General features: G+C 60.4%; 33 protein-coding genes and 1 tRNA gene. 33 read left to right on the top strand and 1 reads right to left on the bottom strand.

Annotated elements, in window-relative coordinates:
* Nucleotides 1-604: 604 nt before the first annotated feature.
* Nucleotides 605-1,507 carry a YwiC-like family protein gene (locus EP30_RS06805; protein ID WP_140557199.1) on the bottom strand — a complete coding sequence of 301 codons (903 nt, stop codon included), beginning with the start codon at nucleotides 1,505-1,507 and terminating at the stop codon, nucleotides 605-607.
* Nucleotides 1,508-2,137: 630 nt separating this feature from the next.
* On the opposite strand from EP30_RS06805, the gene rpsJ reads away from it, so the two are divergent.
* The 33 genes from rpsJ to EP30_RS06640 all read left to right on the top strand — a co-directional run bounded on the left by rpsJ (nucleotide 2,138) and on the right by EP30_RS06640 (nucleotide 21,855).
* Nucleotides 2,138-2,446, top strand: coding sequence for a 30S ribosomal protein S10 (rpsJ, locus tag EP30_RS06800; RefSeq protein ID WP_006288664.1), 309 nt, complete (start codon nucleotides 2,138-2,140; stop codon nucleotides 2,444-2,446).
* A gap of 17 nt (nucleotides 2,447-2,463) precedes the next feature.
* Nucleotides 2,464-3,111 (top strand): 50S ribosomal protein L3, encoded by a 648-nt coding sequence (gene rplC / locus EP30_RS06795; protein ID WP_094662391.1) that lies wholly within the window; start codon nucleotides 2,464-2,466, stop codon nucleotides 3,109-3,111.
* 5 nt (nucleotides 3,112-3,116) lie between these two features.
* Entirely contained in the window at nucleotides 3,117-3,776 is a 660-nt protein-coding gene (gene rplD / locus EP30_RS06790; RefSeq protein WP_375137741.1) for a 50S ribosomal protein L4, read from the top strand.
* 5 nt (nucleotides 3,777-3,781) lie between these two features.
* Nucleotides 3,782-4,078, top strand: coding sequence for a 50S ribosomal protein L23 (gene rplW, locus EP30_RS06785; RefSeq protein ID WP_140557196.1), 297 nt, complete (start codon nucleotides 3,782-3,784; stop codon nucleotides 4,076-4,078).
* Nucleotides 4,079-4,108: 30 nt separating this feature from the next.
* Nucleotides 4,109-4,939, top strand: a complete 831-nt coding sequence (rplB, locus tag EP30_RS06780; RefSeq protein ID WP_094662397.1) for a 50S ribosomal protein L2 — start codon at nucleotides 4,109-4,111, stop codon at nucleotides 4,937-4,939.
* A gap of 15 nt (nucleotides 4,940-4,954) precedes the next feature.
* Nucleotides 4,955-5,233, top strand: a complete 279-nt coding sequence (gene rpsS, locus EP30_RS06775) for a 30S ribosomal protein S19 (RefSeq protein WP_033490666.1) — start codon at nucleotides 4,955-4,957, stop codon at nucleotides 5,231-5,233.
* 22 nt (nucleotides 5,234-5,255) lie between these two features.
* Complete coding sequence (gene rplV, locus EP30_RS06770; protein WP_094662399.1) at nucleotides 5,256-5,615, top strand: 50S ribosomal protein L22; 360 nt, start codon at nucleotides 5,256-5,258, stop codon at nucleotides 5,613-5,615.
* The gene (gene rpsC / locus EP30_RS06765) at nucleotides 5,615-6,412 is read left to right on the top strand and encodes a 30S ribosomal protein S3 (protein ID WP_140557194.1); all 798 of its coding nucleotides are present in this window, start codon (nucleotides 5,615-5,617) and stop codon (nucleotides 6,410-6,412) included. Before rplV ends, rpsC begins: the two co-directional genes overlap by 1 nt.
* A 5-nt stretch (nucleotides 6,413-6,417) precedes the next feature.
* A complete protein-coding gene (gene rplP / locus EP30_RS06760; protein WP_140557191.1) occupies nucleotides 6,418-6,837 on the top strand; it encodes a 50S ribosomal protein L16 in 420 nt (139 codons plus the stop codon).
* Entirely contained in the window at nucleotides 6,837-7,091 is a 255-nt protein-coding gene (rpmC, locus tag EP30_RS06755) for a 50S ribosomal protein L29 (protein WP_094662405.1), read from the top strand. Before rplP ends, rpmC begins: the two co-directional genes overlap by 1 nt.
* Before the next feature lie 2 nt (nucleotides 7,092-7,093).
* Nucleotides 7,094-7,354 (top strand): 30S ribosomal protein S17, encoded by a 261-nt coding sequence (gene rpsQ / locus EP30_RS06750; protein WP_094662407.1) that lies wholly within the window; start codon nucleotides 7,094-7,096, stop codon nucleotides 7,352-7,354.
* A 94-nt stretch (nucleotides 7,355-7,448) separates the two neighbouring features.
* Nucleotides 7,449-7,817: a 50S ribosomal protein L14 gene (gene rplN, locus EP30_RS06745; protein WP_093959612.1), complete on the top strand. Its 369-nt coding sequence runs from the start codon at nucleotides 7,449-7,451 to the stop codon at nucleotides 7,815-7,817.
* Nucleotides 7,818-8,153, top strand: coding sequence for a 50S ribosomal protein L24 (rplX, locus tag EP30_RS06740; protein ID WP_093959611.1), 336 nt, complete (start codon nucleotides 7,818-7,820; stop codon nucleotides 8,151-8,153). It abuts the gene before it with no gap.
* Nucleotides 8,150-8,722 carry a 50S ribosomal protein L5 gene (gene rplE / locus EP30_RS06735; protein WP_094662409.1) on the top strand — a complete coding sequence of 191 codons (573 nt, stop codon included), beginning with the start codon at nucleotides 8,150-8,152 and terminating at the stop codon, nucleotides 8,720-8,722. Before rplX ends, rplE begins: the two co-directional genes overlap by 4 nt.
* 1 nt (nucleotide 8,723) lies before the next feature.
* Nucleotides 8,724-8,909 (top strand): type Z 30S ribosomal protein S14, encoded by a 186-nt coding sequence (locus EP30_RS06730; protein ID WP_033493929.1) that lies wholly within the window; start codon nucleotides 8,724-8,726, stop codon nucleotides 8,907-8,909.
* 81 nt (nucleotides 8,910-8,990) lie between these two features.
* Entirely contained in the window at nucleotides 8,991-9,389 is a 399-nt protein-coding gene (gene rpsH / locus EP30_RS06725) for a 30S ribosomal protein S8 (protein WP_093959609.1), read from the top strand.
* A 17-nt stretch (nucleotides 9,390-9,406) separates the two neighbouring features.
* Nucleotides 9,407-9,946 carry a 50S ribosomal protein L6 gene (rplF, locus tag EP30_RS06720; RefSeq protein WP_094662411.1) on the top strand — a complete coding sequence of 180 codons (540 nt, stop codon included), beginning with the start codon at nucleotides 9,407-9,409 and terminating at the stop codon, nucleotides 9,944-9,946.
* A 1-nt stretch (nucleotide 9,947) separates the two neighbouring features.
* Complete coding sequence (gene rplR, locus EP30_RS06715; RefSeq protein ID WP_093959607.1) at nucleotides 9,948-10,319, top strand: 50S ribosomal protein L18; 372 nt, start codon at nucleotides 9,948-9,950, stop codon at nucleotides 10,317-10,319.
* Entirely contained in the window at nucleotides 10,316-11,047 is a 732-nt protein-coding gene (gene rpsE / locus EP30_RS06710; RefSeq protein WP_094662413.1) for a 30S ribosomal protein S5, read from the top strand. The genes rplR and rpsE overlap by 4 nt, the downstream gene beginning before the upstream one ends.
* Entirely contained in the window at nucleotides 11,047-11,229 is a 183-nt protein-coding gene (rpmD, locus tag EP30_RS06705) for a 50S ribosomal protein L30 (RefSeq protein ID WP_094662415.1), read from the top strand. Before rpsE ends, rpmD begins: the two co-directional genes overlap by 1 nt.
* Before the next feature lie 2 nt (nucleotides 11,230-11,231).
* Nucleotides 11,232-11,696 (top strand): 50S ribosomal protein L15, encoded by a 465-nt coding sequence (rplO, locus tag EP30_RS06700; RefSeq protein ID WP_094662417.1) that lies wholly within the window; start codon nucleotides 11,232-11,234, stop codon nucleotides 11,694-11,696.
* 125 nt (nucleotides 11,697-11,821) lie between these two features.
* Nucleotides 11,822-13,159 (top strand): preprotein translocase subunit SecY, encoded by a 1,338-nt coding sequence (gene secY / locus EP30_RS06695; RefSeq protein ID WP_094662419.1) that lies wholly within the window; start codon nucleotides 11,822-11,824, stop codon nucleotides 13,157-13,159.
* 1 nt (nucleotide 13,160) lies between these two features.
* The gene (locus tag EP30_RS06690; RefSeq protein ID WP_094662421.1) at nucleotides 13,161-13,727 is read left to right on the top strand and encodes an adenylate kinase; all 567 of its coding nucleotides are present in this window, start codon (nucleotides 13,161-13,163) and stop codon (nucleotides 13,725-13,727) included.
* 278 nt (nucleotides 13,728-14,005) lie between these two features.
* Complete coding sequence (gene infA / locus EP30_RS06685; RefSeq protein WP_004268611.1) at nucleotides 14,006-14,224, top strand: translation initiation factor IF-1; 219 nt, start codon at nucleotides 14,006-14,008, stop codon at nucleotides 14,222-14,224.
* A gap of 10 nt (nucleotides 14,225-14,234) precedes the next feature.
* A complete protein-coding gene (gene rpmJ, locus EP30_RS06680) occupies nucleotides 14,235-14,348 on the top strand; it encodes a 50S ribosomal protein L36 (RefSeq protein WP_093959598.1) in 114 nt (37 codons plus the stop codon).
* Between the two features lie 142 nt (nucleotides 14,349-14,490).
* Nucleotides 14,491-14,865 carry a 30S ribosomal protein S13 gene (gene rpsM / locus EP30_RS06675; RefSeq protein WP_094662422.1) on the top strand — a complete coding sequence of 125 codons (375 nt, stop codon included), beginning with the start codon at nucleotides 14,491-14,493 and terminating at the stop codon, nucleotides 14,863-14,865.
* Between the two features lie 88 nt (nucleotides 14,866-14,953).
* The gene (gene rpsK / locus EP30_RS06670; RefSeq protein ID WP_093959596.1) at nucleotides 14,954-15,352 is read left to right on the top strand and encodes a 30S ribosomal protein S11; all 399 of its coding nucleotides are present in this window, start codon (nucleotides 14,954-14,956) and stop codon (nucleotides 15,350-15,352) included.
* A 79-nt stretch (nucleotides 15,353-15,431) separates the two neighbouring features.
* Complete coding sequence (locus tag EP30_RS06665) at nucleotides 15,432-16,427, top strand: DNA-directed RNA polymerase subunit alpha (protein WP_140557189.1); 996 nt, start codon at nucleotides 15,432-15,434, stop codon at nucleotides 16,425-16,427.
* A gap of 120 nt (nucleotides 16,428-16,547) precedes the next feature.
* Nucleotides 16,548-17,063, top strand: a complete 516-nt coding sequence (rplQ, locus tag EP30_RS06660) for a 50S ribosomal protein L17 (RefSeq protein ID WP_094662425.1) — start codon at nucleotides 16,548-16,550, stop codon at nucleotides 17,061-17,063.
* A 253-nt stretch (nucleotides 17,064-17,316) separates the two neighbouring features.
* Nucleotides 17,317-18,231 carry a tRNA pseudouridine(38-40) synthase TruA gene (truA, locus tag EP30_RS06655; RefSeq protein WP_094662427.1) on the top strand — a complete coding sequence of 305 codons (915 nt, stop codon included), beginning with the start codon at nucleotides 17,317-17,319 and terminating at the stop codon, nucleotides 18,229-18,231.
* Between the two features lie 276 nt (nucleotides 18,232-18,507).
* Nucleotides 18,508-20,715, top strand: coding sequence for a circularly permuted type 2 ATP-grasp protein (locus EP30_RS06650; protein WP_140557187.1), 2,208 nt, complete (start codon nucleotides 18,508-18,510; stop codon nucleotides 20,713-20,715).
* 120 nt (nucleotides 20,716-20,835) lie between these two features.
* Nucleotides 20,836-21,642, top strand: coding sequence for a transglutaminase family protein (locus EP30_RS06645; RefSeq protein ID WP_094662430.1), 807 nt, complete (start codon nucleotides 20,836-20,838; stop codon nucleotides 21,640-21,642).
* Nucleotides 21,643-21,769: 127 nt separating this feature from the next.
* A tRNA-Ser gene (locus tag EP30_RS06640) sits at nucleotides 21,770-21,855 on the top strand.
* The last annotated feature ends 63 nt before the right edge of the window (nucleotides 21,856-21,918 follow it).

The following is a 21,918-nucleotide window of genomic DNA, read 5'->3' as shown; positions in this document are numbered from 1 at the left end:
AATCGGTGTCTTCTTGACATGGTTATACCCAGATTCGTTGTTATGAACCGGTTTGGCCCAGAGATATTCGACCGGGTTGACCCAGAAGGTTGGGTTGATGTCCGGTTATACCCAGATTCCTGTCTCGGTATACCCAGAGCGATGTCTTGGAACACCCAGATTCCTGTCCTGATATACCCAGACCGCTGTCCCGAAATACCAAGACTCCAGTGCTCATATACTCAGATGCACGAGACGGCCGTCCAGAATCTCTTTTTGATCCGACCGCATATCCGGATATACCCAAGCTCTTGTCCTGCATATATCCCGTATAATCTCGATCTCTATTCCTGATACATCCAGATCGGTGTCTGGACATCCCCAGATCGGTGTTCAGATATCTCGGATTATGTCTGGAATGATCGAGATCCTAGGACTGATGCGCCGGGGGAATTTCAGCAGACTGTTCATGACGTTGATCCATCCCCCCTCAAATAACGGCGGCATGTCTGCTGCCAGACATGAAATGGTCCGGTCGATCTCGGCATCCCCATTCACTTCGTAGTAGTTGGCGCATGCAAGGAGAGACGTCATGGACGGATGTTTCGGACCGCAGAATCGTATATCAGCCGACCATCGCAGGGACGGTAATGATCACCACGACAAAGGTCATGAGAATGGTGACGAGTTCGGTCATGCCCACGATGACGGGTTTCGTCTTCCGTCGTCGATCGACCAACGGAAGAATAATCGAACGGGCCAGCAGCATCAGACCCATGCCGCACAGCCATGGGTCGGTCAGGAATCCTCCGACGACGAGACACATATGCCATATCCAAGACGCGAACAGATACGCGCGATTGCCGCGCTCGCGGATCATGGTTTTGACGAACAGCACAGATCCGAATTCATAGAGAGCGAGGATGAGCGCGGCGATCATTCCGTCCGCCGGCAATGGGGGAGATGTCCATTGACTGGCGACCAGACTCGTCCATGACGAGCCGTTGGGTGCCGCGGGACCGATCCAGCAGATGATGACGGTCATGCAGCAGGCGGCGAGTATGACGACGATGTTCGCCCAGATCGAGCGTTCCTGACGACGTTTTGCGGCCACGAATGACAATAGGGCGAGCACAGCGAGCGGGGGTGCCCACAGCAGGACATCTGGATGCGCGATGACGAACGGTATACCGATCACGGCAAGAACCACCGTATACAGGATCATTGGCGGCAGGTATCGGCGCGAATACCGGGATTTGAGCCAACGTGCGGTCGTGTATTGCACGCAATAACAGAGAATCCAGCAGATCAACAGCCAGACGGTGGTGACGTTTGCTCCGGCGAGCGCCACACCGGCCAGTGCGGGGATGATCGCCATGGCCCAGGCTCCCGGCTGCGATGGAATCCAGTCGCGTACGGTGAGTGGTTTGAGTGGTTTGGGTGTACTCGGCTTATGGTGTGACGGCTGCGGGAGTGACGGCTGTGCCGGCGGGTTCTGGTTCTGAGCGTTGGCTGCGGAATCTGACATGTCCCCAACCGTAAGCCATATTCCACAGTCGGTCCAGACTCGTCCGGGATGTCCTCTGCAGACGGGTCTGGGTATAACCATGTCACGAGGACACCGGAATCCGCCCCTTCGTGACATGGTTATACCCAGATTCATTGTTATGTCCTGTTCCGGGCGCGACACGTCTGCTGAGCCGTGAAGCGGACAATCCGGTGGATTGTCCGTAGGCGATGCGAGCGCGATTGACGAGCGCGAGGGCTTGGAAAATCAAGCATGAGGGCGTGCGACACGTCTGCTGAGCCGTTGGGAGACAGTCCGGTGGACTGTCGAGTAGGCTCAGGTGGAGCGATCCCGACGGATCGCGGAGCCTGATGGGAATGCGGCAAATCCGGGCGCGACACGCCCGGATTTTCCTAGGGCAGGGTTTGTGCTTTAATAAAGAAGTTGCCTGTTTTTGGGCTCGCAAAATTGTTTATTCAAAAGCGAGCATGGCACGAAGATCCACCACATTGAATGGGTTTTCGCATGGCCATGCACTGATACGGTTAGGCCGCTTCATGGGAAGGGATTCCGAAGTGGGCCGCGCCTTGACGTGCCCTAGAGAAACAGGCTGGTAATAGTCAAGAAATTCGCAAGAAAGGGCGGACGGCAATGGCGGGACAGAAAATCCGCATCAGGCTTAAGTCCTATGACCATGAGGTCATCGACCAGTCGGCGAAGAAAATCGTCGAGACGGTCACGAACGCGGGCGCAACCGTAGTTGGCCCGGTTCCTCTGCCGACCGAGAAGAACGTGTTTGTCGTTATCCGTTCTCCTCACAAGTACAAGGATTCCCGCGAGCACTTCGAGATGCGCACCCACAAGCGCCTCATTGACATCGTTGACCCGACGCCTAAGGCCGTCGACTCTCTGATGCGTCTCGACCTGCCGGCGGACGTGAACATCGAGATCAAGCTGTAAGGGAGGAGGGGACCGTCATGAGCAACAACATCAAGAACGCGCTGCTGGGCAAGAAGCTCGGCATGTCTCAGGTGTGGGACGAAAACGGCTTCTTCGTGCCCGTCACGCTGGTGGATGTCTCCACCAACGTGGTTACGGCTGTCAAGACCGAGGAAACCGACGGCTACAAGGCCGTGCAGATCGGCTACGGCCAGATCGATCCGACCAAGGTGACCAAGCCGCTCGCCGGTCACTTTGCCAAGGCCGGTGTGACCCCGCGTCGTCACCTGGTGGAGTTCCGCACGGAGGAAGCTGAAGACTTCCAGCCGGGCCAGGAGCTGACCGCCGAGGTGTTCGCCGAGGGCTCCAAGGTCGACGTCACCGGCACCACCAAGGGTAAGGGCTTCGCCGGTACCATCAAGCGTTGGGGCTTCAAGTCCTACCGCCGTACTCACGGTTCTCACAAGAACGAGCGCCGTCCCGGCTCCGTCGGTGCATGCGCCACCCCGGGCCGCATCCTCAAGGGCAAGCGCATGGCCGGTCGTATGGGCCATGTCACCAACACCACGCTGAACCTGACCGTCGTCTCCTCTGACGTCGAGAACGGCATCATCGCCATCAAGGGTGCCATCCCCGGCCCCAAGGGCGCTATCGTCGTGGTTCGTTCCGCAGTGAAGGGAGCCTGATCATCATGGCTATTTCTCTGAACATCACTAGCGCTGAAGGCCAGAACGGCACCGTCGAAGCTCCTGAGGAACTGTTCGGCATTTCCGCTGAGGAAGTGCGCAACCACATTCCGCTGGTGCACCAGGTTGTCATCGCACAGCTCGCGGCCGCCCGTCAGGGCACTCACGCCACGAAGAACCGTGCGAAGATCTCCGGCGGCGGCAAGAAGCCGTGGAAGCAGAAGGGCACCGGTCGTGCTCGTCAGGGCTCCATCCGCGCCCCGCAGTGGGCTCACGGCGCCATCGCCCACGGTCCGCAGCCGCGCGATTACTCGCAGCGCACCCCCAAGAAGATGAAGGCCGCCGCCCTTCGCTACATGCTCTCCGATCGCGCCAACGCCGGTCGCGTGCATGTCGTGAACTTCGGCATCGGCGAAACCCCGTCCACCAAGGCCGCCAAGGCCGTTCTGGATCCGGTTGTCGCGAACCGCTTCACCACCATCGTGTTCTCCCGCGAGAACATCAACGAGTGGCTGTCGGTCCGCAACCTCGCCTACGTGCACCCCATCTTCGCCGATCAGCTCAACACCTATGATGTGGTGACCGCTGAGGACGTCGTCTTCACCAAGGAAGGCTTCGAGGCTTTTGTTGCCGCGAAGACCGGCAAGGCTGAGAAGGAGGCCTGATTCCAATGGCAGCAATTCACAAGCCCGCACACGACATCATCATCAAGCCTGTCGTCTCTGAGAAGAGCTACGCCAACTCCGACATGGGCCAGTACACCTTTGTGGTGGCCCCGAAGGCGAACAAGGTGCAGATCAAGCAGGCTATCGAGCAGATCTTCAATGTCAAGGTGACGAACGTCAACACCCTCAACCGCGCCGGCAAGCGTGTCCGTACCCGTGCAGGCTTCGGCCAGCGCGTGAACGAGAAGCGCGCCATCGTTACCGTCGCCGAGGGTCAGACCATCGACATCTTTGGTAACTGAAGGCTAGCCGAGAAAGTTAGGAACTAAATTATGGCTATCCGTACATACAAGCCGACGTCTGCAGGCCGTCGCAACGCTTCCGTTTCGGATTTCTCCGAGATCACGCGTTCCACGCCTGAGAAGTCGCTGGTCCGCAAGCTGAGCAAGACCGGTGGTCGTAACTCCTACGGCCGCATGACCTCCCGCCACCGCGGCGGCGGGCACAAGCGCCAGTACCGTCTCATCGACTTCCGTCGCTGGGACAAGGACGGCGTGCCCGCCAAGGTCGCCGAGATCGAATACGATCCGAACCGTTCCGCTCGCATCGCCCTGCTGCACTACGCAGATGGCGAGAAGCGTTACATCATCGCCCCCGAGGGCGTCAAGCAGGGTGACCGCATCGAGACCGGCGAGAACGCCGATATCAAGCCGGGCAACAACCTGCCGCTGAAGAACATCCCGACCGGTACCGTGGTGCACGCCATCGAGCTGCGCCCGCTGGGTGGCGCGAAGATCGCCCGCTCCGCAGGTGCCGCCGTGCAGCTCGTCGCCAAGGACGGCGCCTACGCCCAGCTGCGTATGCCGTCCGGAGAAATCCGTAACGTCGACGCCCGTTGCCGTGCAACCGTCGGTGAGGTTGGCAACTCCGAGCACGCCAACATCGAGCTCGGTAAGGCCGGTCGTGCCCGCTGGATGGGCAAGCGCCCGATCACCCGTGGTGAGTCCATGAACCCGGTCGATCACCCGCACGGTGGTCGTACTCGTGGTGGCAAGCCGCCGGTGTCTCCGTGGGGCAAGGGCGAGGTTCGTACTCGTCGCCCGAAGAAGGCTTCGAACAAGATGATTGTTCGTCGTCGTCCGTCCGGCAAGAACCGCAAGTAAGGGAGTGTCGAAAAGATGACTCGTAGCATCAAGAAGGGCCCCTTCGTCGACGCCCATTTGCAGAAGAAGGTCGACGAGCAGAACGAGAAGGGCACCAAGAACGTCATCAAGACGTGGTCCCGCCGTTCGATGATCACCCCTGATTTCATCGGACACACGTTCGCAGTCCACGATGGCCGCAAGCACGTCCCGGTGTTCGTCACCGAGGCCATGGTCGGTCACAAGCTCGGTGAGTTCGCCCCCACGCGCACCTTCAAGGGTCACGTGAAGGACGACAAGAAGGCACGCCGCTAAAGGCGAGGAGAGTAAAGACGTTATGGAAGCTAAAGCAATCGCTCGTCACGTCCGCGTGACGCCGCGCAAGGCTCGCCGCGTCGTCGACCTCATCCGAGGCAAGCAGGCGACCGAAGCGGTGACCATCCTCAAGTTCGCTCCGCAGGACGCGGCCCTTCCGGTCCGCAAGGTCCTGGAGAGCGCCATCGCCAACGCCCGCGTGAAGGCCGACAAGGCCGGCGAAGCGTTCCGCGAGAACGATCTGGTGGTTAAGGAAACGTTCGTCGACGAGGGCGTTACCATGAAGCGATTCCGCGCACGTGCCCAGGGCCGTGCCGCTCGCATCAACAAGCGCACCAGCCACATCACGGTTATCGTCGCCGACAAGGAAGGAGCCCGATAATGGGTCAGAAGATCAACCCGTTTGGGTACCGTCTGGGCGTGACCGAATCCCACCGCAGCCGTTGGTTCTCCGATTCCAACAAGGCCGGTGAGCGTTACAGCGACTTCGTTCTCGAAGACGACAAGATCCGCAAGGCTCTGAACGCCGATCTCGAGCGTGCGGGCGTTTCCCGCATCGTGATCGAGCGCACCCGCGACCGCGTGCGTGTGGACATCCACACCGCTCGTCCGGGTATCGTCATCGGTCGTCGTGGCGCCGAGGCCGACAAGGTCCGCGCCAAGCTCGAGAAGCTGACTGGCAAGCAGGTCCAGCTCAACATCTTCGAGGTCAAGAACGCCGCCATCGATGCCCAGCTCGTGGCTCAGGGCATCGCCGAGCAGCTCACCAACCGCGTGACCTTCCGTCGTGCCATGCGCAAGGCCCAGCAGGATGCCATGCGCGCCGGTGCCAAGGGTATCCGAATCAAGCTCTCCGGCCGTCTCGGCGGCGCTGAAATGAGCCGTTCGGAGTTCTACCGCGAAGGTCGTGTGCCGCTGCAGACGCTGCGCGCCCTCATCGATTACGGCTTCTTCGAAGCCCGCACCACCTACGGCCGCATCGGCGTGAAGGTGTGGATCTACAAGGGCGACATGACCGAGCGTGAGTTCGAGGAGCAGCAGGCTCAGCAGAACAACGGCCGTGGTCGCCGCGGTGACCGCCGTCCGCGTCGTGGCTCCCGCAACAACGCCCAGGCCAAGGCCGCTCCGGCTCAGGCCGAGGCCAAGGAAGCCGCTCCCGCCACGGAAGCAAAGGAGTAACCCAGATGCTTATTCCGAAGAGGACTAAATATCGCAAGCAGCACCGTCCTGTCCGTAAGGGCATGTCCAAGGGCGGCAACGAGATCGCTTTCGGCGATTTCGGTATCCAGGCGCTGGCTCCGGCTTACGTGACCAACCGCCAGATCGAGGCAGCTCGTATCGCCATGACCCGTTACATCAAGCGTGGCGGTCGTGTGTGGATCACGATCTTCCCGGATCGTCCGCTCACCAAGAAGCCGCTCGGTACCCGAATGGGTTCCGGTAAGGGCACCCCGGAGTTCTGGATCGCCAACGTGCGTCCGGGCCGCGTGATGTTCGAAATCGGCGGTGTCTCGGAGGAAGTCGCACTCGAGGCTCTGCGCCGCGCCGTGGACAAGCTCCCCATGAAGTGCAGGATCATTGCTCGTGAAGGTGGTGACAACTGATGGCAGTCGGTACCGCTGATTACACCATTCAGAATCTCAACGCTAAGACCAACGCGGAGATCGAAGAGGCCCTGAAGACCTCCAAGGAAGAGCTGTTCAACCTGCGCTTCCAGAACGCGACCGGTCAGCTCGACAACACTTCGCGTCTCAAGGCCGTGAAGCGTGACATCGCCCGCATGTACACGGTTCTGCGTGAGCGCGAGCTCGGCATCTCCGAGGCTCCCGCGGAATCCGAGAAGACTGAGGAGAAGTAAGCATGGCTGAAGAGCGCAACTTCCGCAAGACTCGCCGTGGCTATGTCGTGTCCGAAACCATGGATAAGACCGTCACGGTCGAGCTCGAGCACCGTTCGACCCACCCGCTGTACGGCAAGGTCGTCCGCACCACCAGCAAGGTCAAGGTCCATGATGAACACAACGAAGCCCACGTTGGCGACCTCGTGAGTATTATGGAAACTCGGCCCATTAGCAAGACGAAGCGCTGGCGTCTGGACGCCATCGTGGAGCGCGCCAAGTAAACAAAGTTCGGCAAGGCTCGCCCAATCACCTGGGCGGTTGGCAACACAACCGCCCAGGTGTTGGGTGAGGACCAGCTCGGCTTAAGGAGAATCAATGATTCAGCAGGAATCGCGACTTCGTGTCGCCGACAACACGGGTGCCAAGGAGCTCTTGACCATCCGCGTGCTCGGTGGTTCGAAGCGCCGCTATGCAGGCATTGGTGACGTCATCGTCGCCACTGTCAAGGACGCCATTCCCGGCGGATCGGTCAAGAAGAGCGACGTGGTTAAGGCCGTGGTCGTTCGTACCGTGAAGGAAACCCGCCGCGCCGATGGTTCCTACATCAAGTTCGACGAGAACGCCGCTGTCATTCTCGGTTCCGGCCGTGAACCCAAGGGCACTCGTATTTTCGGACCGGTCGGTCGTGAGCTGCGCGACAAGCGCTTCATGAAGATCGTGTCCCTCGCCCCGGAGGTGATCTGAGTGGTAGCAAAGATCAAGACCGGCGATGAGGTCAAGGTCATCCGTGGCAAGGATCGCGGTAAGGAAGGCAAGGTCCTCCGCATTCTGCCGAACGATCGCCTGATCGTCGAAGGTGTTCAGATCGTCAAGAAGCACGTCCGCGCCACCCAGCAGGGCCAGCAGGCCGGCATCGTGTCCGTCGAGGCTCCGATCCATCGCTCCAACGTGATGGTCATCGACCCTGAGACGAAGCAGCCGACCCGCGTCGGTGTCGTCGTCAAGGAAGAAGCCCGTGACGGCAAGGTGAAGACGGTGCGCGTGCGCGTCGCCAAGAAGTCCGGAAAGGAGCTGGCATGACCGATACCACTATCGAAGCGCCGGCCACCCCGCGCCTGAAGCAGTTCTACAAGGACAGCATCATCCCCGAGCTGGAGAAGGAGTTCAAGTACTCCAACCCCATGCAGGTCGCCCGTGTGCAGAAGGTCGTCGTCTCCATGGGCGTCGGCGCTGCCGCTCGTGACTCCAAGCTCATCGAAGGTGCCGTCAAGGACCTCACCGCGATCACCGGTCAGAAGCCGAAGATCACCAAGGCCAAGAAGTCCGTCGCACAGTTCCACCTGCGTGAAGGCCAGGCCATCGGTGCATACGTGACCCTCCGTGGCGATCGTATGTGGGAGTTCCTGGATCGTCTGCTGACCCTGGCCCTGCCGCGCATCCGCGACTTCCGCGGCATCAACGGCAACCAGTTCGACGGCAACGGCAACTACAACTTCGGTCTGACGGAACAGACCATGTTCCTGGAGATCAACCCCGATGAAGTCGATCACCAGCGTGGTATGGACATCACCGTCGTGACTTCGACCAAGGACGACAAGGAAGCTCAGGTCCTCCTGAAGCACCTTGGCTTCCCGTTCAAGGAGAACTGATATGGCAAAAACCGCTCTGAAGAACAAGGCGGCCGGCAAGCCCAAGTTCAAGGTGCGCGCCTACACGCGCTGCCAGGTCTGCGGTCGTCCCCATTCCGTGTATCGCAAGTTCGGTCTGTGCCGCGTCTGCCTTCGCGAGAAGGCCCACCGCGGTGAGCTGCCCGGCGTTACGAAGTCCAGTTGGTAAATATCGACGCTGAAGGTCCGCTGCTTCATCTCATCTGAGATGTTGCGGCGGAAACCACGGCGAGGAAGGGCATAAGCCCACATGACAATGACAGATCCCATCGCAGACATGCTCACGCGTCTGCGCAACGCGAGCGCGGCAAAGCACGAGACCGTGGATATGCCGTACTCCAAGTTCAAGGCTGCTATCGCCGAGATCCTGAAGCGTGAAGGCTACATCAAGGACTTCACCGCCAAGGAAGCCAAGGTCGGCCAGACTCTTGAGGTCACCCTCAAGTACGGTCCGAACGGCGAGCGCAGCATCGAAGGCATCAAGCGCATCTCCAAGCCCGGTCTTCGTCGTTACGCGAAGTCCGACGCTCTGCCCATGCCGCTCGGTGGCCTCGGTATCGCCATCATCTCGACCAGCTCGGGACTGATGACCCAGAAGGAATGCCTCAAGGAAGGCATCGGCGGCGAGATCGTCGCCTACGTGTGGTGAGAAAGGAGAGCTGACACATGGCATCGCATATTGGTAAGCTCCCCATCGCCATCCCGGCTGGGGTTGAGGTCAAGCTCGAGGGCCAGGCGTTCTCCGCCAAGGGTCCGAAGGGCACCGATTCCTACACCATCCCCGAAGGCATCACCGGCGTCGTCGAGAACAACGAGATTGTTCTCACCCCGGCTGATGATCTTCGTCCCACCCGCGCCAAGCACGGCCTGAGCCGCTCGATCATCGCCTCGATGGTCAAGGGCGTGCACGAAGGCTACGCGAAGCGCCTGCAGATCGTCGGTACCGGTTACCGTGTGGTGGCCAAGGGCAAGGGCCTGGAGTTCTTCCTGGGCTACTCCCACACCATCACCGTGAACCCGCCGGAAGGCATCGAGTTCGAGATCGTGAACCCGAACGAGCTCGTCGTCAAGGGCACTGACAAGCAGGCTGTCGGCCAGGTTGCAGCGAACATTCGCAAGCTCCGCGCTCCGGAACCCTACAAGGGCAAGGGCGTCAAGTACGCGGATGAGCGCATTCTGCGCAAGGCTGGAAAGGCTGGTAAGTAATATGTCCGTGAAGATTTTCGGTAAGGGCAAGAAGGTCGCCCGTCTGCGCCGTCACGCCCGTCTGCGTAAGAAGGTCGTCGGCACTCCGGAGCGTCCGCGTCTGGTCGTCACCCGTTCCAACCGTCATATGACCGCTCAGATCGTGGACGACACCAAGGGCTTCACCCTGGTGAGCGCCTCCACGATGAATGCCGACTTCCAGGGCTTCGAAGGCGATAAGACCGCCGCCGCCAAGAAGGTGGGCGAGCTCGTCGCCGAGAAGGCCAAGGCTGCTGGCATCACCGCCGTTGTGTTCGACCGCGGTGGCAACAAGTACCATGGTCGCGTCGCAGCTGTTGCTGAAGGCGCCCGCGAGGGAGGTCTGGCACTGTGAGCGAGAACGAAGTGAAGGAAACCCAAGTGGCTGAAGATTCGAAGAACGAAACCGAAGCCGCCTCCAAGAACGAGGATCGCAAGGGCCGCCGTGGCGGTCGTGGCGAAGGTCGTCGTGGCGAGCGTCGCAACCGTCGCGAGGAGAACCGTGGCGACGAGCTGATGGACCGCGTGGTCACCATCAACCGTGTGGCCAAGACCCACAAGGGTGGTCGTACGTTCAGCTTCGCCGCTCTCGTGGTCGTCGGTGACGGAAACGGCACCGTCGGCGTGGGCTACGGCAAGTCCCGTGAGGTCCCGGCTGCTATCGCCAAGGGCCAGCTCGACGCCAAGAAGCACATGTTCACCGTTCCGCGCGTGCGTGGCACCATCACCCACCCGGTGATCGGCCACGATGCCGCCGGTACCGTGCTGCTTCGCCCGGCTGCTCCGGGTACCGGTGTTATCGCCGGTGGTCCGGTCCGCGCCGTCCTGGAGTGCGCTGGTATCTCCGACATTCTGACCAAGTCCATGGGCTCCTCCAACGCGATCAACACCGTGAACGCCGTTGTGGACGCCCTGAAGCAGCTCGAAGAGCCTGAAGAGGTTGCCGCCCGTCGTGGCCTGAGCCTCGAAGAGGTCGCTCCTGAGGCTCTGCTTCGCGAGCGCGCCGCCGGCATCGCCGAGGCTCGCAAGGCCCGCGAAGAGGCTGCTGCCGCCAAGGCCGCTGAAGAGAAGGACGGTGAGTGATGGCCAACCTGAAGATCACGCTGGTCCGTGGTTTTGCCAACAAGACCGAGGTGCAGAAGGTTAACGCCAAGTCCCTCGGCCTGCACAAGATCGGCCAGTCCGTTATCCGTGAGGACACCCCCGTGTACCGTGGCATGATCAACAAGATCCGCCACATGGTCACCGTTGAGGAGGCAGACTGATTATGACTGAGAACAACGAAGAAGTCACGATCATCCGCATGCATGACCTGCGTCCTGCCCCCGGCGCCAACAAGGACCGCATCCGTGTCGGTCGTGGTGAAGGCTCCAAGGGTAAGACCTCGGGTCGTGGCACCAAGGGCACGAAGGCTCGCTACTCGGTTCGTCCGGGCTTCGAAGGTGGACAGCTGCCGCTGTACATGCGCCTTCCGAAGCTGCGTGGCTTCAAGAGCCCGTTCAAGAAGCAGTTCCAGGTTGTGAACCTCGCCCGTCTCGCTGAGCTCTACCCGCAGGGTGGCGAAGTGACCGTCGAGGATCTGGTGGCCAAGGGTGCAGTCCGCAAGGGCTTCCCGGTCAAGGTCCTCGGTGACGGCGAAGTGGCTGCCGCCTTCACCCTCAAGGGTGTGAAGGTCTCCGCCGCTGCGAAGTCCAAGATCGAGGCTGCAGGAGGCTCCGTCTCCGAGGAGTAAATCCCCGGGAGAAGGCTCCAATAAATGATGACCCTCCCCACTCCACTGTGGGGAGGGTCATTGTGTATGTGTACACTGTGTGTTTGTGTGTGTCACGCGCATGAACACCAAGGGAGGAACACCCAGTGAGAACGCTTATTCAGGCTCTCCGTACCAAGGAGTTGAGGAACAAGATCCTCTTCGTCTTCGGTATCATCATCATCTACCGAATCGGATCGTTCATTCCGACACCGGGAGTGGATTACACCGCGGTTCAGGATTGCGTGGCCGGCACCACCAACGAGGACTTCATCGGTCTGGTCAATCTCTTCTCCGGCGGCGCGCTGTTGCAGCTGTCGATCTTCGCGCTGGGCATCATGCCGTACATCACGGCGTCCATCGTCGTCCAGCTGCTGCGTGTGGTGATCCCGCGCTTCGAGGCCCTGCACAAGGAGGGCCAGTCGGGTGAGGCCAAGCTCACGCAGTACACGCGTTACCTGACCATCGGTCTGGCCGTGCTGCAGTCCACCACGATCCTCGTGACCGCGCGCACTGGTGCCCTGTTCGGCTACGCGTGCGACGGCACCAAGATCATCCCGGACAACTCCGTGTGGAATCTGGCCGTCATGGTGCTGATCATGACCGGCGGCACCGGCCTGATCATGTGGATGGCCGAGCTCATCACCGACAAGGCCATCGGCAACGGCATGAGCGTGCTGATCTTCATGTCCATCTGCTCGGGCTTCCTGCCCCAGCTGTGGGAGATCGGCTACGGCACCAACGGCGCGGACGGCGACTGGACCAAGTTCGGCATCGTCGTGGGCACGCTCGTCGTGATCCTGATCTTCGTCGTGTACGTGGAGCTCGCGCAGCGTCGCATCCCCGTGCAGTACACGCGCCGCATGATCGGCCGCAAGATGTACGGCGGCACCAGCACGTACCTGCCGCTGAAGATCAACATGAGCGGCGTGATCCCGCCGATCTTCGCGTCGTCGATTCTCGCGGTGCCGACGCTGATCGCCCAGTTCGGCAAGACGGACCAGTCGTGGGTCCAGTGGATCAACACGAACCTGGCCGACACCACGAGCGTGTGGTACATCGGCCTGTACGCGCTGATGATCGTGTTCTTCTGCTTCTTCTACACGTCGATCACGTTCAACACGGACGAGACGGCGGACAACATGAAGCAGTACGGCGGCTTCATCCCCGGCATCCGCGCCGGACGCGCCACCAGCCAGTACCTCACCTACGTGATGAACCGTCTCAACACGGTGGGTGCGGTCTACCTGCTGTTCGTGGCCCTGATCCCGACCGTGCTGATCATGGCGCTGAGCCTCAACGCCAAGCTTCCGTTCGGTGGCACCACGATCCTGATCATCGCCGGCGTCGGCCTCGACACGCTGCGTCAGGCCAAGGCCCGCACCGAACAGTTCCAGTACGAAGGCTTCCTCCTGGAAGACGAAACCAACACAGAAAGCAAGTGATATGCGACTCCTCATCATGGGCCCGCAGGGCGTAGGCAAGGGAACCCAGGCTGCCAAGCTGGCTGAGCACTACGGCATCCCGACCATCTCCACCGGCGACATCTTCCGCTTCAACATCAAGAACAAGACGGAACTCGGCGTGGAGGCCCTCAAGTACATCGACAAGGGCGAACTGGTTCCCGACGAGCTGACCAACCGCATCGTCGAGGATCGTCTGGCTCAGGACGATGCCCAGAACGGCTGGATCCTCGACGGCTACCCGCGTAACGCCTCCCAGGTGGAGGCCCTCGACAGCATTCTCGCCAAGCTGGGCACGCCGCTCACCGCCGTGGTGGCGCTTGACGCCGATCATGATGTGCTGATGGAGCGCATGAAGAAGCGCGCCGAGATCGAGGGTCGTTCCGACGACACCCCGGAGGCCATCGCCAAGCGTCTCGACGTGTACGCCAAGGAGACCGCTCCGCTGCTCGACACCTATGCCGAGCGTGGCCTGCTGGTCAAGATCGATGGCGTGGGCGAGATCGACACCATTCAGGCCAACATCGTCAGCGCTCTCGACGCCCGCTGATTCCATCAGCTTTCGTGTCGATCGTGATCCGAGACGTGTAATCCCTGATTCAGAATTAATGATTTAGGATTGATGATTCGCGGACGACGATGAAGAAGCCGTCGCATTGGTATTCGGTGCGGCGGCTTCTCCGTATCTGATATGGGTGCCGTATGATATCGGTTTTGCAATACGACACGCCGTAGTGTCGAATAACGCTAACCCTGTTATACTCATAGTTTGGTGTGTCTTCGGGCATATCTTTAAGTAATCGTAGCCAAGGAACGGATCGGGAGCTCATGGCAAAAGACGGTGTGATTGAAGTAGAAGGTCGTGTTGTCGAAGCATTGCCGAACGCAATGTTCCGTGTCGAACTGGAAAACAAGCACATCGTTCTGGCGACCATCTCCGGAAAGATGCGTAAGAACTACATCCGCATCCTCCCGCAGGATCGAGTCGTGCTGGAAATGAGTCCGTACGACCTGAACCGCGGCCGCATTACCTACCGTTACAAGTAAAAGGAAAACCATGAAGGTCAGCCCCAGTGTGAAGAAGATCTGCGACAAGTGCCGCGTGATCCGTCGTCACGGCCGCGTCATGGTGATCTGCGAAAACCCGCGCCACAAGCAGCGTCAGGGCTGAGAGCAGACCCAGCGGCAAATAATAAGGCGCTAAATCACAGCGTGCGCACCACCATATGCGGCGTTGAACCCCAGGTGCGGAGGCCTGGGCCGTGAACTCGGACGATTTGGCGTAAGACCTCCGATGAACAGAAGGAATCGCAATGGCACGTCTTGCCGGAGTCGACATCCCCAATGAGAAGCGCATCGAGATCGCCCTCACCTACATCTTTGGTGTGGGTCGCACTCGTGCGAAGGAAACGCTCGCAGCGACCGGTATCAATCCGGACACCCGCGTCAAGGACCTCTCCGATGAGCAGCTGATCACGCTGCGTGATTACCTCGAGGGTAATTACAAGATCGAGGGCGATCTGCGTCGTGAGGTGGATGCGGATATCCGCCGTAAGATCCAGATCAATTGCTACCAGGGCATGCGCCACCGTAAGCACCTGCCCGTGCGTGGCCAGCGCACCAAGACCAACGCACGTACCCGCAAGGGCCCGAAGCGTACGGTCGCCGGTAAGAAGAAGGCCGCCTGATCTTTTGTCGGGCGTGAGTCCAGGCCACGAGAGTTCATTCTCATCGCCTAGACCATAGAAATATTCGTAATCAAGGAAACGAGGATCCATGGCAGCTGCGAAGCAGGCCACGCGCAAGCCCCGTCGTAGGGACCGTAAGTCGGTTCCCGTCGGACAGGCGCACATCAAGTCCACATTCAACAACACGATCATCTCGATCACCGATCCGTCCGGTGCCGTCGTCTCCTGGGCGTCCGGTGGCGATGTCGGCTTCAAGGGCTCCCGTAAGTCCACGCCGTACGCCGCTGGCATGGCCGCTGAGGCCGCTGCCCGTAAGGCTATGGAGCACGGCGTCAAGAAGGTCGACGTGTTCGTGAAAGGCCCGGGTTCCGGTCGTGAGACCGCCATCCGCTCCCTGCAGTCCGCAGGCCTTGAGGTCGGTTCCATCTCCGACGTCACCCCGCAGGCTCACAACGGCGTTCGCCCCCCGAAGCGTCGCCGCGTCTGAAGCACTGACTAGAAAGTAAACGTCCAACCCGCGAGAGCCGGTGCGTGCACAACCGGTTCGAGCTGAAAGGATAAGAAAAGTGCTTATTGCCCAGCGTCCGACCCTGACTGAGGAAGTCCTTAATCCCCAGCGTTCGCGTTTCACCATCGAGCCGCTCGAGCCTGGCTTCGGCTACACGCTCGGCAACTCGCTTCGTCGTACTCTGCTGAGCTCCATCCCCGGAGCCGCAGTGACGAGCGTGCGCATCGACGGTGCCCAGCATGAGTTCACCACGCTTCCGGGCGTGAAGGAGGATGTCGCTGAGATCATCCTCAACATCAAGAACCTCGTGCTGACGAGCGAATATGACGAGCCCGTCGTCATGTACCTGCGCAAGAACGGCGAGGGCGAGGCCACTGCCGGCGACATTACGCCTCAGGCCGGCGTCGTCATCTCGAACCCCGATCTTCACATTGCCACCCTCGCCGAGGACGGCTCCTTGGAGATCGAGTTCACCGTCGAGCGTGGTCGTGGCTACGTTCCTGCCCAGATGAACAAGCAGGATACTGGCGAAATCGGTCGCATCCCGGTGGATTCCATCTACTCTCCAGTACTCAAGGTCAGCTACAAGGTCGAGGCCACCCGCGTGGAGCAGCGCACCGACTTCGACAAGCTGATCCTCGACGTGGAGACCAAGCCGGCCATCTCCCCGCGCGACGCCGTGGCTTCCGCGGGTTCGACCCTTGTTGAGCTGTTCAGCCTCTGCCGTGAGCTCAACAACCAGGCCGAAGGCATCGAGGTCGGCCCGGTTCCGGTTGTGGAAGAAGCCAACCCCGAAATGGCGGTTCCGATTGAGGAGCTGAACCTCACCCAGCGCAGCTACAACTGCCTGAAGCGTGAAGGCATCTCCACGATTGGCGAGCTTGTCTCCCACACGGAGCAGGATCTGCTCGACATCCGCAATTTCGGTATGAAGTCCATCGACGAAGTCAAGGAGAAGCTGCAGGGCCTGGGCCTGTCGCTGAAGGCTTCGCCGCTGGGTCTCGACAGCATCAATCTCGAAGGAGGCACGTTCTTCTCCCCGGAAGACGAGTGATCGCTTCGGCGTTCTCGCCTGACGGGAAGACGGACGTCTTCCTTGAACAATAAGCCCCGTGCCGCGCAGATGTTTGGGCCGCTGCCCTCCTGCCGGCACGGGACATAAGGAGTTATTACAATGCCTACACCCAAGAAGGGCCCGCGCCTGGCGTCCAGCCCCGCGCATGAGCGTCTGATGCTCGCCAACATGGCGACCAGCCTCTTCCAGAACGGCCGCATCACCACCACGCTGCCCAAGGCCAAGCGTCTTCGTCCGCTCGCCGAGCGCCTGATCACGTTCGCCAAGCGTGGCGACCTGCACTCCCGTCGTCGCGTGATGCGTGTCATCCGCAACAAGTCCGTTGTGCACATGCTGTTCACCCAGATCGCCGAAATGATGGAGCAGCGTGAGGGCGGTTACACCCGCATCACCAAGATCGCTTCCCGTCAGGGCGACAACGCCCAGATGGCCGTCATCGAGCTCGTCACCGAGCCGCTGAGCGCCAAGAAGGCCACCGTCGCCGAGGCTGAGGCCGCCACCAAGGTCGCCGCCGAGAAGGAAGCCGAAGCTCCCGTGGCCGAGGCCACCGAAGCTCCGGCTGCTGAAGCCCCTGCTGAGGCTCCTGCCGAAGAGGCCGCCGAGAAGGCCGAGTGAATCACTCGCCGATAAGGCATAAGCCGTAAGGCTCTGAGCTGGTAACGGTACTGATAACGGTCTACTGACAACGGTTCAGACATCGGCTTCACATAAGGACGGAATCCGTAATATGCGGGTTCCGTCCTTTTTGTTTTTTTACTGCTATTCCCTTGCGTTGCATTTCCGTTGACGGCCGATTTCCCGCCTCGATATGATCCTGTTTCCCGGCACTCCTCCGCATTGGTCTTCCCCCTTCGCCAGCATAGAGCGTATGCGTTTGAGGATTGATCTGGGATATGACGGCGGCGGATTCTACGGGTGGGCGCGCCAGCCCGAACTCCGTACCGTGCAAGGGGAAATCGAAGCGGCGATCCGCAAGGTGCTGCATGTGCGTGCGGATGATCCCGAATCGCCGGAGATCCGTCTGGTCGTGGCCGGTCGTACCGATACCGGCGTTCATGCCCTGCATCAGGTCTGTCATCTTGATATCGACGAGGATGTACTCGCGCGGGCAGTGGGACATATGAATGTAACGCCGGAAGTCGCACTCGAACGACGATTGCAGCGAATGCTGCCCGACGATATCGCCATCCATCGAATTCGTCGCGCGCCGAACGGATTCGACGCACGTTTTTCCGCACTGGAGCGCACCTACGTGTACCGCGTATGCGACAACGGACGATTCGTGGATCCCCGTATACGTGGATTCGTCGTAGCCATCGACGAAACGCTCGATATGGACGCCATGAATCAGGCGGCTGCGCTCACCATCGGTCTGCATGATTTCGGCTCGTTCGCCACACCGAATCCGGGCGGCACCACCATTCGTGAAGTCAAATACGCACGATGGCATCGTGCCGATCCAGGTGTGGCCTTGCATGGGGGAGCGGCATCCGGCGGATACGGCGAGCCGGTGCCCTATGCGGAGACGGGACTGCTGTGTTTCACGATCGTGGCCGACGCGTTCGCCCGTAACATGGTGCGATCCCTGGTCAACGGATGCCTGCAGGTGGGACGAGGACGCAAAGACGTCGACTGGTTCGCGCAGAAAATGGCGGAACCCAAGCGCGAAGGGTCCACAGGCCCGGCCGCAGCCAAGGGACTCACCCTCGAATACGTGGCCTATCCGCCCGACGACCAGCTCGCCGAACGCGCGCAGGCCATCCGCGCGGTACGCACGCTGTAGTCGGCCTCGCTTGCATCCATTCGGCACGCGTCCGGCACCAGTTCGGTATTCGTCCAGTCCCGCAGACATCGCCAGTCCGTCCAGCCCGCAGGTCCCACCGCGTCCCCGATCGTGCAGTCGCATCCCACAGGCCCGAAGGCCCGAAGCATGTTGGAAACATTACTGTGGATTGTCGTTAACGGCACACGGTTAGGGTGAGAATGTTTTCATGGGAAGGCCAAACCCGCCCTCCCGGATATGGCCTGACGCTATGGTGTGCAAAGGGAGGAATGGGCAGTGATCGAGTCGAAAGCACAGAAAATGGCCTCCGAACTGGTCGATCGTCGTGCTGCGATCAACCGCGAACTGAGCCGTAACGGCGTACGGTTCGGCATCTACAAGAACGGCCAGTATCATGATCAGCTGTTTCCGTACGACCCGGTGCCGCGTATTATCGCATCCGACGAATTCGACGAACTGGAACGCGGACTGAAGCAGCGTGTGGACGCGCTGAACGCCTACCTCAAGGACGTCTACTCCGACAAGCGCATCGTGCACGACGGCGTGATTCCGGAGGAATACGTGTACACGTCCGCCGGATACTTCCCGCAGGTCAACGGCGTGACCCCTCCCGGCGGCGTGTTCGCACACATCGCCGGCGAGGATCTGGTGCAGGGCGAGGACGGCAAGTGGTGGGTGCTCGAGGACAATCTGCGCATCCCGTCCGGCGCCAGCTACCCGCTGTTCGTACGTGACATTGAGCGCAGGATCTCGCCGCGACTGTTCCGCGACGTGCGCGTGCGCGACAATCGCGCCTACCCGACGATGCTGCGTCGGTCCATGGATTTCGTCTCCACCGAAGGCATCGCCGTGGTACTCACGCCGGGTCGTTTCAACTCCGCCTTCTTTGAACACGCCTATCTGGCCGAGAAGACCGGAGCCGTGCTCGCGTTCCCCGAGGATCTGGAAGTCGAAAACAATGAACTGTACTTCATCGACTACTCCGGCAGGAAGCATCGTGTGGGCGTGGTCTACCGTCGTCTGTCCGATGAATACCTTGATCCGTTCGCGTTCAACGCCGATTCGGTGATCGGCGTCCCCGGTCTGCTGGGTGCCTACCGCGCCGGTAATGTGGCCATCATGAACGCGCCGGGCAACGGCGCCGCCGACGACAAGGCCATCTACTATTTCGTGCCGGCCATGGTGCAGTACTATCTGCACGAGGACCCGATCCTGCACAATGCGCCGACCTACATGCCCATGTTCAGCGAGGACCGCAAGACGGTGCTCGACAGGCTCGGCGAACTCGTGATCAAGGACGTCGCCGAGGCCGGCGGCTACGGCGTGGTGTTCGGCTCGAGTCTGGACGCCCGTCAGCGCGAGGAACTCGCCGACAAGATCAAGGCCGAACCGCGTCGATTCATCGCGCAGGAGGTCATCCAGTTCCGTGACATCGACGTGGTGGACCCGGCAACCGGGCGTATGGAACCGCGCAAGGCCGATCTGCGCGCCTTCGTCGTCACCGGTCCTGACACCCACGTCTGGTATTCGGGACTGACCCGGTACTCGTCCGTACCCGGGCAGATGATCGTCAACTCGTCGCAGGGCGGCGGATTCAAGGACACCTGGGTGCTTGCCGGTGAGGGCGAATCCCTGGAGAACGAATGGGCCAGCAAGCGCATCATCGCCGATTCGGAGCGTCACAGCCTGTCGCTGCTCACCGCGTCCAAGGCCGACAACCTCTACTGGCTCGGTCGATACACCGAACGCGTGTTCACCACGCTCACCCGATTCTTCCCCTTCTACGATCAGGTGATGGACACCGACGTGGATGCGTTCCGTCCGTTCGCCCGCGCCCTTGATCTGCCGGAGGACTTCGAGGATTTCGACACGTTCATCCACACCTTCCTCTACGACAAGAACAACCCCAACTCGGTGCGCAGCGCCATGGACTACGCGTTCAACAATGCGGTGATCCTCCGCCCCGAACTCACCTCCCGCGTACTGCAGTATGTGGAGATGGCGTTGAGCAGCATCGCCGACGCCACCGCGCTGAGCTCCGACGCCGAGGACATCTACGCACAGCGCGACGTGAACGACGATCTGCTCGCCTTCTGGGGAGCAATCGAGAACTCGACGATCGATCAGACGCTCAAGGCATTCCTGTTCATCGGCAAGTATCTGGAACGACTGGACCTGTATACGCGACTGGCCGTGTCCGCCGACGAACTGCGCGCGCCCATCCACAAACTGGTCAGCTACGCCATGACGCTTGACGGCATGCCGGTGCCCGAATGCTTCGCCTCCGGACTGCGCTGGCTCATTGGTCAGCTGCCCAACCGTGGATACGAGGAGCTTGCCAAGACGCTCAAGCGGTTCCAGGAGGGATTCAACGACCGAGTAGCAGCCGAAACCCTTAGGCCGCTCGCCGAGGTGAACACCATGAATCTGGCATGCTCAAAGGCGTTGCTTTCTGATCCCGACGAGGAGTCCGGCATCCGCTGACGCCTCTGGCCGTACGTGCCTCGCGTATCAAATGTTCGCATCGAGAACACGAGGCACGTTCATTGGCATAAGGCCCTAGAATGAAAGTGGTCTGCGTCGGGTGCCCAAGGAGAGATATCGGTGAAGAAACTGTATTTTGATTACGAGATGAAGCTGTCGTTCAGCTCGCCCGTGACCGATCATCGTTTCCAACTCAGGTGCATCCCCGCTACAGGTCCTCGCCAGCAAGTGGTCGATACCAAGGTCGTCATCGAACCACATGTGGAGGCGGAGACCGCCATCGATTCCTTCGATTCCGTGGTCATGACCGGGTTCATTCCCGAACCGCATACCTGCTTCAACTATCGGGTGACCGGCATCGCATTCGTCGACAACGACAACACCAAGCCGGAAGTGTACAAGCCGTTGTACCGATTCGATTCCGCGCTCACCATTCCCGGTCCCGCCATCAAGGCGCTGACCGAACGCTGCAAGGACCGTCTGCGTACCGAATACAATTCCGGATCTCCGGTCGCCGTTGCGCAGGTGGTGATGGACGAGGTGTATAAGGCGTTCACGTACACGCCCAAATCCACCACAGTGCGCACCACCGCCGAGGAGGCGCTCGCCCAGGGCAAGGGCGTGTGTCAGGATTACGCGCATGTGATGCTGTCCGTATGCCGGCACGTGGGACTTACCGCCCGCTACATCGCCGGACTGCTGGGCGGTGAGGGCGCGACGCACGCATGGATCGAGGTGTATCACAAGAACCGGTGGATCGGTCTTGACCCCACGCACAACCGCATGGTCGACGACAATTACATCACCATCGCGCACGGTCGTGACTATCGCGATTGCATGCTCGACATCGGCATCTTCTCCGGTAATAACGTGAAGCAGGAGCAGTGGGTCAACGCGTCCGTGCATGAGCAGGGGCCGCATGTGTGACGTGGCGGTTGCGTGGCGCGACGGTGTAGTGCATACGGATCGCCGTACGACACTTCGATATGACGATGATTTTGCATTATTCGTAAAACGTGGCATACTAGTCAAGTTGTCTTTTACGGGCAACGATGGATAAGTGTCCGAGCGGTCGAAGGAGCACGCCTCGAAAGCGTGTGAGGGCAACCCCCTCCGCGAGTTCGAATCTCGCCTTATCCGCCCACAGGGTTTCAGGTTCTTACCTGAAACCCTTTTTAGTTTTTCACTCTCCCCAATAAGTCT

Source organism: Bifidobacterium sp. UTCIF-39 (assembly GCF_006408715.1).
Lineage (GTDB): Bacteria > Actinomycetota > Actinomycetes > Actinomycetales > Bifidobacteriaceae > Galliscardovia > Galliscardovia tissieri.
The sequence above is the reverse complement of the archived record's forward strand: the minus strand, read 5'-3'. Positions and strand labels throughout refer to the sequence as shown.

Bases quoted from the DNA above. Each gene is read 5' to 3' on its own strand.
- EP30_RS06805 (WP_140557199.1), bottom strand. From the start codon at position 1,507: ATGTCAGATTCCGCAGCCAACGCTCAGAACCAGAACCCGCCGGCACAG.
- rpsJ (WP_006288664.1), top strand. From the start codon at position 2,138: ATGGCGGGACAGAAAATCCGCATCAGGCTTAAGTCCTATGACCATGAG.
- rplC (WP_094662391.1), top strand. From the start codon at position 2,464: ATGAGCAACAACATCAAGAACGCGCTGCTGGGCAAGAAGCTCGGCATG.
- rplD (WP_375137741.1), top strand. From the start codon at position 3,117: ATGGCTATTTCTCTGAACATCACTAGCGCTGAAGGCCAGAACGGCACC.
- rplW (WP_140557196.1), top strand. From the start codon at position 3,782: ATGGCAGCAATTCACAAGCCCGCACACGACATCATCATCAAGCCTGTC.
- rplB (WP_094662397.1), top strand. From the start codon at position 4,109: ATGGCTATCCGTACATACAAGCCGACGTCTGCAGGCCGTCGCAACGCT.
- rpsS (WP_033490666.1), top strand. From the start codon at position 4,955: ATGACTCGTAGCATCAAGAAGGGCCCCTTCGTCGACGCCCATTTGCAG.
- rplV (WP_094662399.1), top strand. From the start codon at position 5,256: ATGGAAGCTAAAGCAATCGCTCGTCACGTCCGCGTGACGCCGCGCAAG.
- rpsC (WP_140557194.1), top strand. From the start codon at position 5,615: ATGGGTCAGAAGATCAACCCGTTTGGGTACCGTCTGGGCGTGACCGAA.
- rplP (WP_140557191.1), top strand. From the start codon at position 6,418: ATGCTTATTCCGAAGAGGACTAAATATCGCAAGCAGCACCGTCCTGTC.
- rpmC (WP_094662405.1), top strand. From the start codon at position 6,837: ATGGCAGTCGGTACCGCTGATTACACCATTCAGAATCTCAACGCTAAG.
- rpsQ (WP_094662407.1), top strand. From the start codon at position 7,094: ATGGCTGAAGAGCGCAACTTCCGCAAGACTCGCCGTGGCTATGTCGTG.
- rplN (WP_093959612.1), top strand. From the start codon at position 7,449: ATGATTCAGCAGGAATCGCGACTTCGTGTCGCCGACAACACGGGTGCC.
- rplE (WP_094662409.1), top strand. From the start codon at position 8,150: ATGACCGATACCACTATCGAAGCGCCGGCCACCCCGCGCCTGAAGCAG.
- EP30_RS06730 (WP_033493929.1), top strand. From the start codon at position 8,724: ATGGCAAAAACCGCTCTGAAGAACAAGGCGGCCGGCAAGCCCAAGTTC.
- rpsH (WP_093959609.1), top strand. From the start codon at position 8,991: ATGACAATGACAGATCCCATCGCAGACATGCTCACGCGTCTGCGCAAC.
- rplF (WP_094662411.1), top strand. From the start codon at position 9,407: ATGGCATCGCATATTGGTAAGCTCCCCATCGCCATCCCGGCTGGGGTT.
- rplR (WP_093959607.1), top strand. From the start codon at position 9,948: ATGTCCGTGAAGATTTTCGGTAAGGGCAAGAAGGTCGCCCGTCTGCGC.
- rpmD (WP_094662415.1), top strand. From the start codon at position 11,047: ATGGCCAACCTGAAGATCACGCTGGTCCGTGGTTTTGCCAACAAGACC.
- rplO (WP_094662417.1), top strand. From the start codon at position 11,232: ATGACTGAGAACAACGAAGAAGTCACGATCATCCGCATGCATGACCTG.
- EP30_RS06690 (WP_094662421.1), top strand. From the start codon at position 13,161: ATGCGACTCCTCATCATGGGCCCGCAGGGCGTAGGCAAGGGAACCCAG.
- infA (WP_004268611.1), top strand. From the start codon at position 14,006: ATGGCAAAAGACGGTGTGATTGAAGTAGAAGGTCGTGTTGTCGAAGCA.
- rpmJ (WP_093959598.1), top strand. From the start codon at position 14,235: ATGAAGGTCAGCCCCAGTGTGAAGAAGATCTGCGACAAGTGCCGCGTG.
- rpsM (WP_094662422.1), top strand. From the start codon at position 14,491: ATGGCACGTCTTGCCGGAGTCGACATCCCCAATGAGAAGCGCATCGAG.
- rpsK (WP_093959596.1), top strand. From the start codon at position 14,954: ATGGCAGCTGCGAAGCAGGCCACGCGCAAGCCCCGTCGTAGGGACCGT.
- rplQ (WP_094662425.1), top strand. From the start codon at position 16,548: ATGCCTACACCCAAGAAGGGCCCGCGCCTGGCGTCCAGCCCCGCGCAT.
- truA (WP_094662427.1), top strand. From the start codon at position 17,317: ATGCGTTTGAGGATTGATCTGGGATATGACGGCGGCGGATTCTACGGG.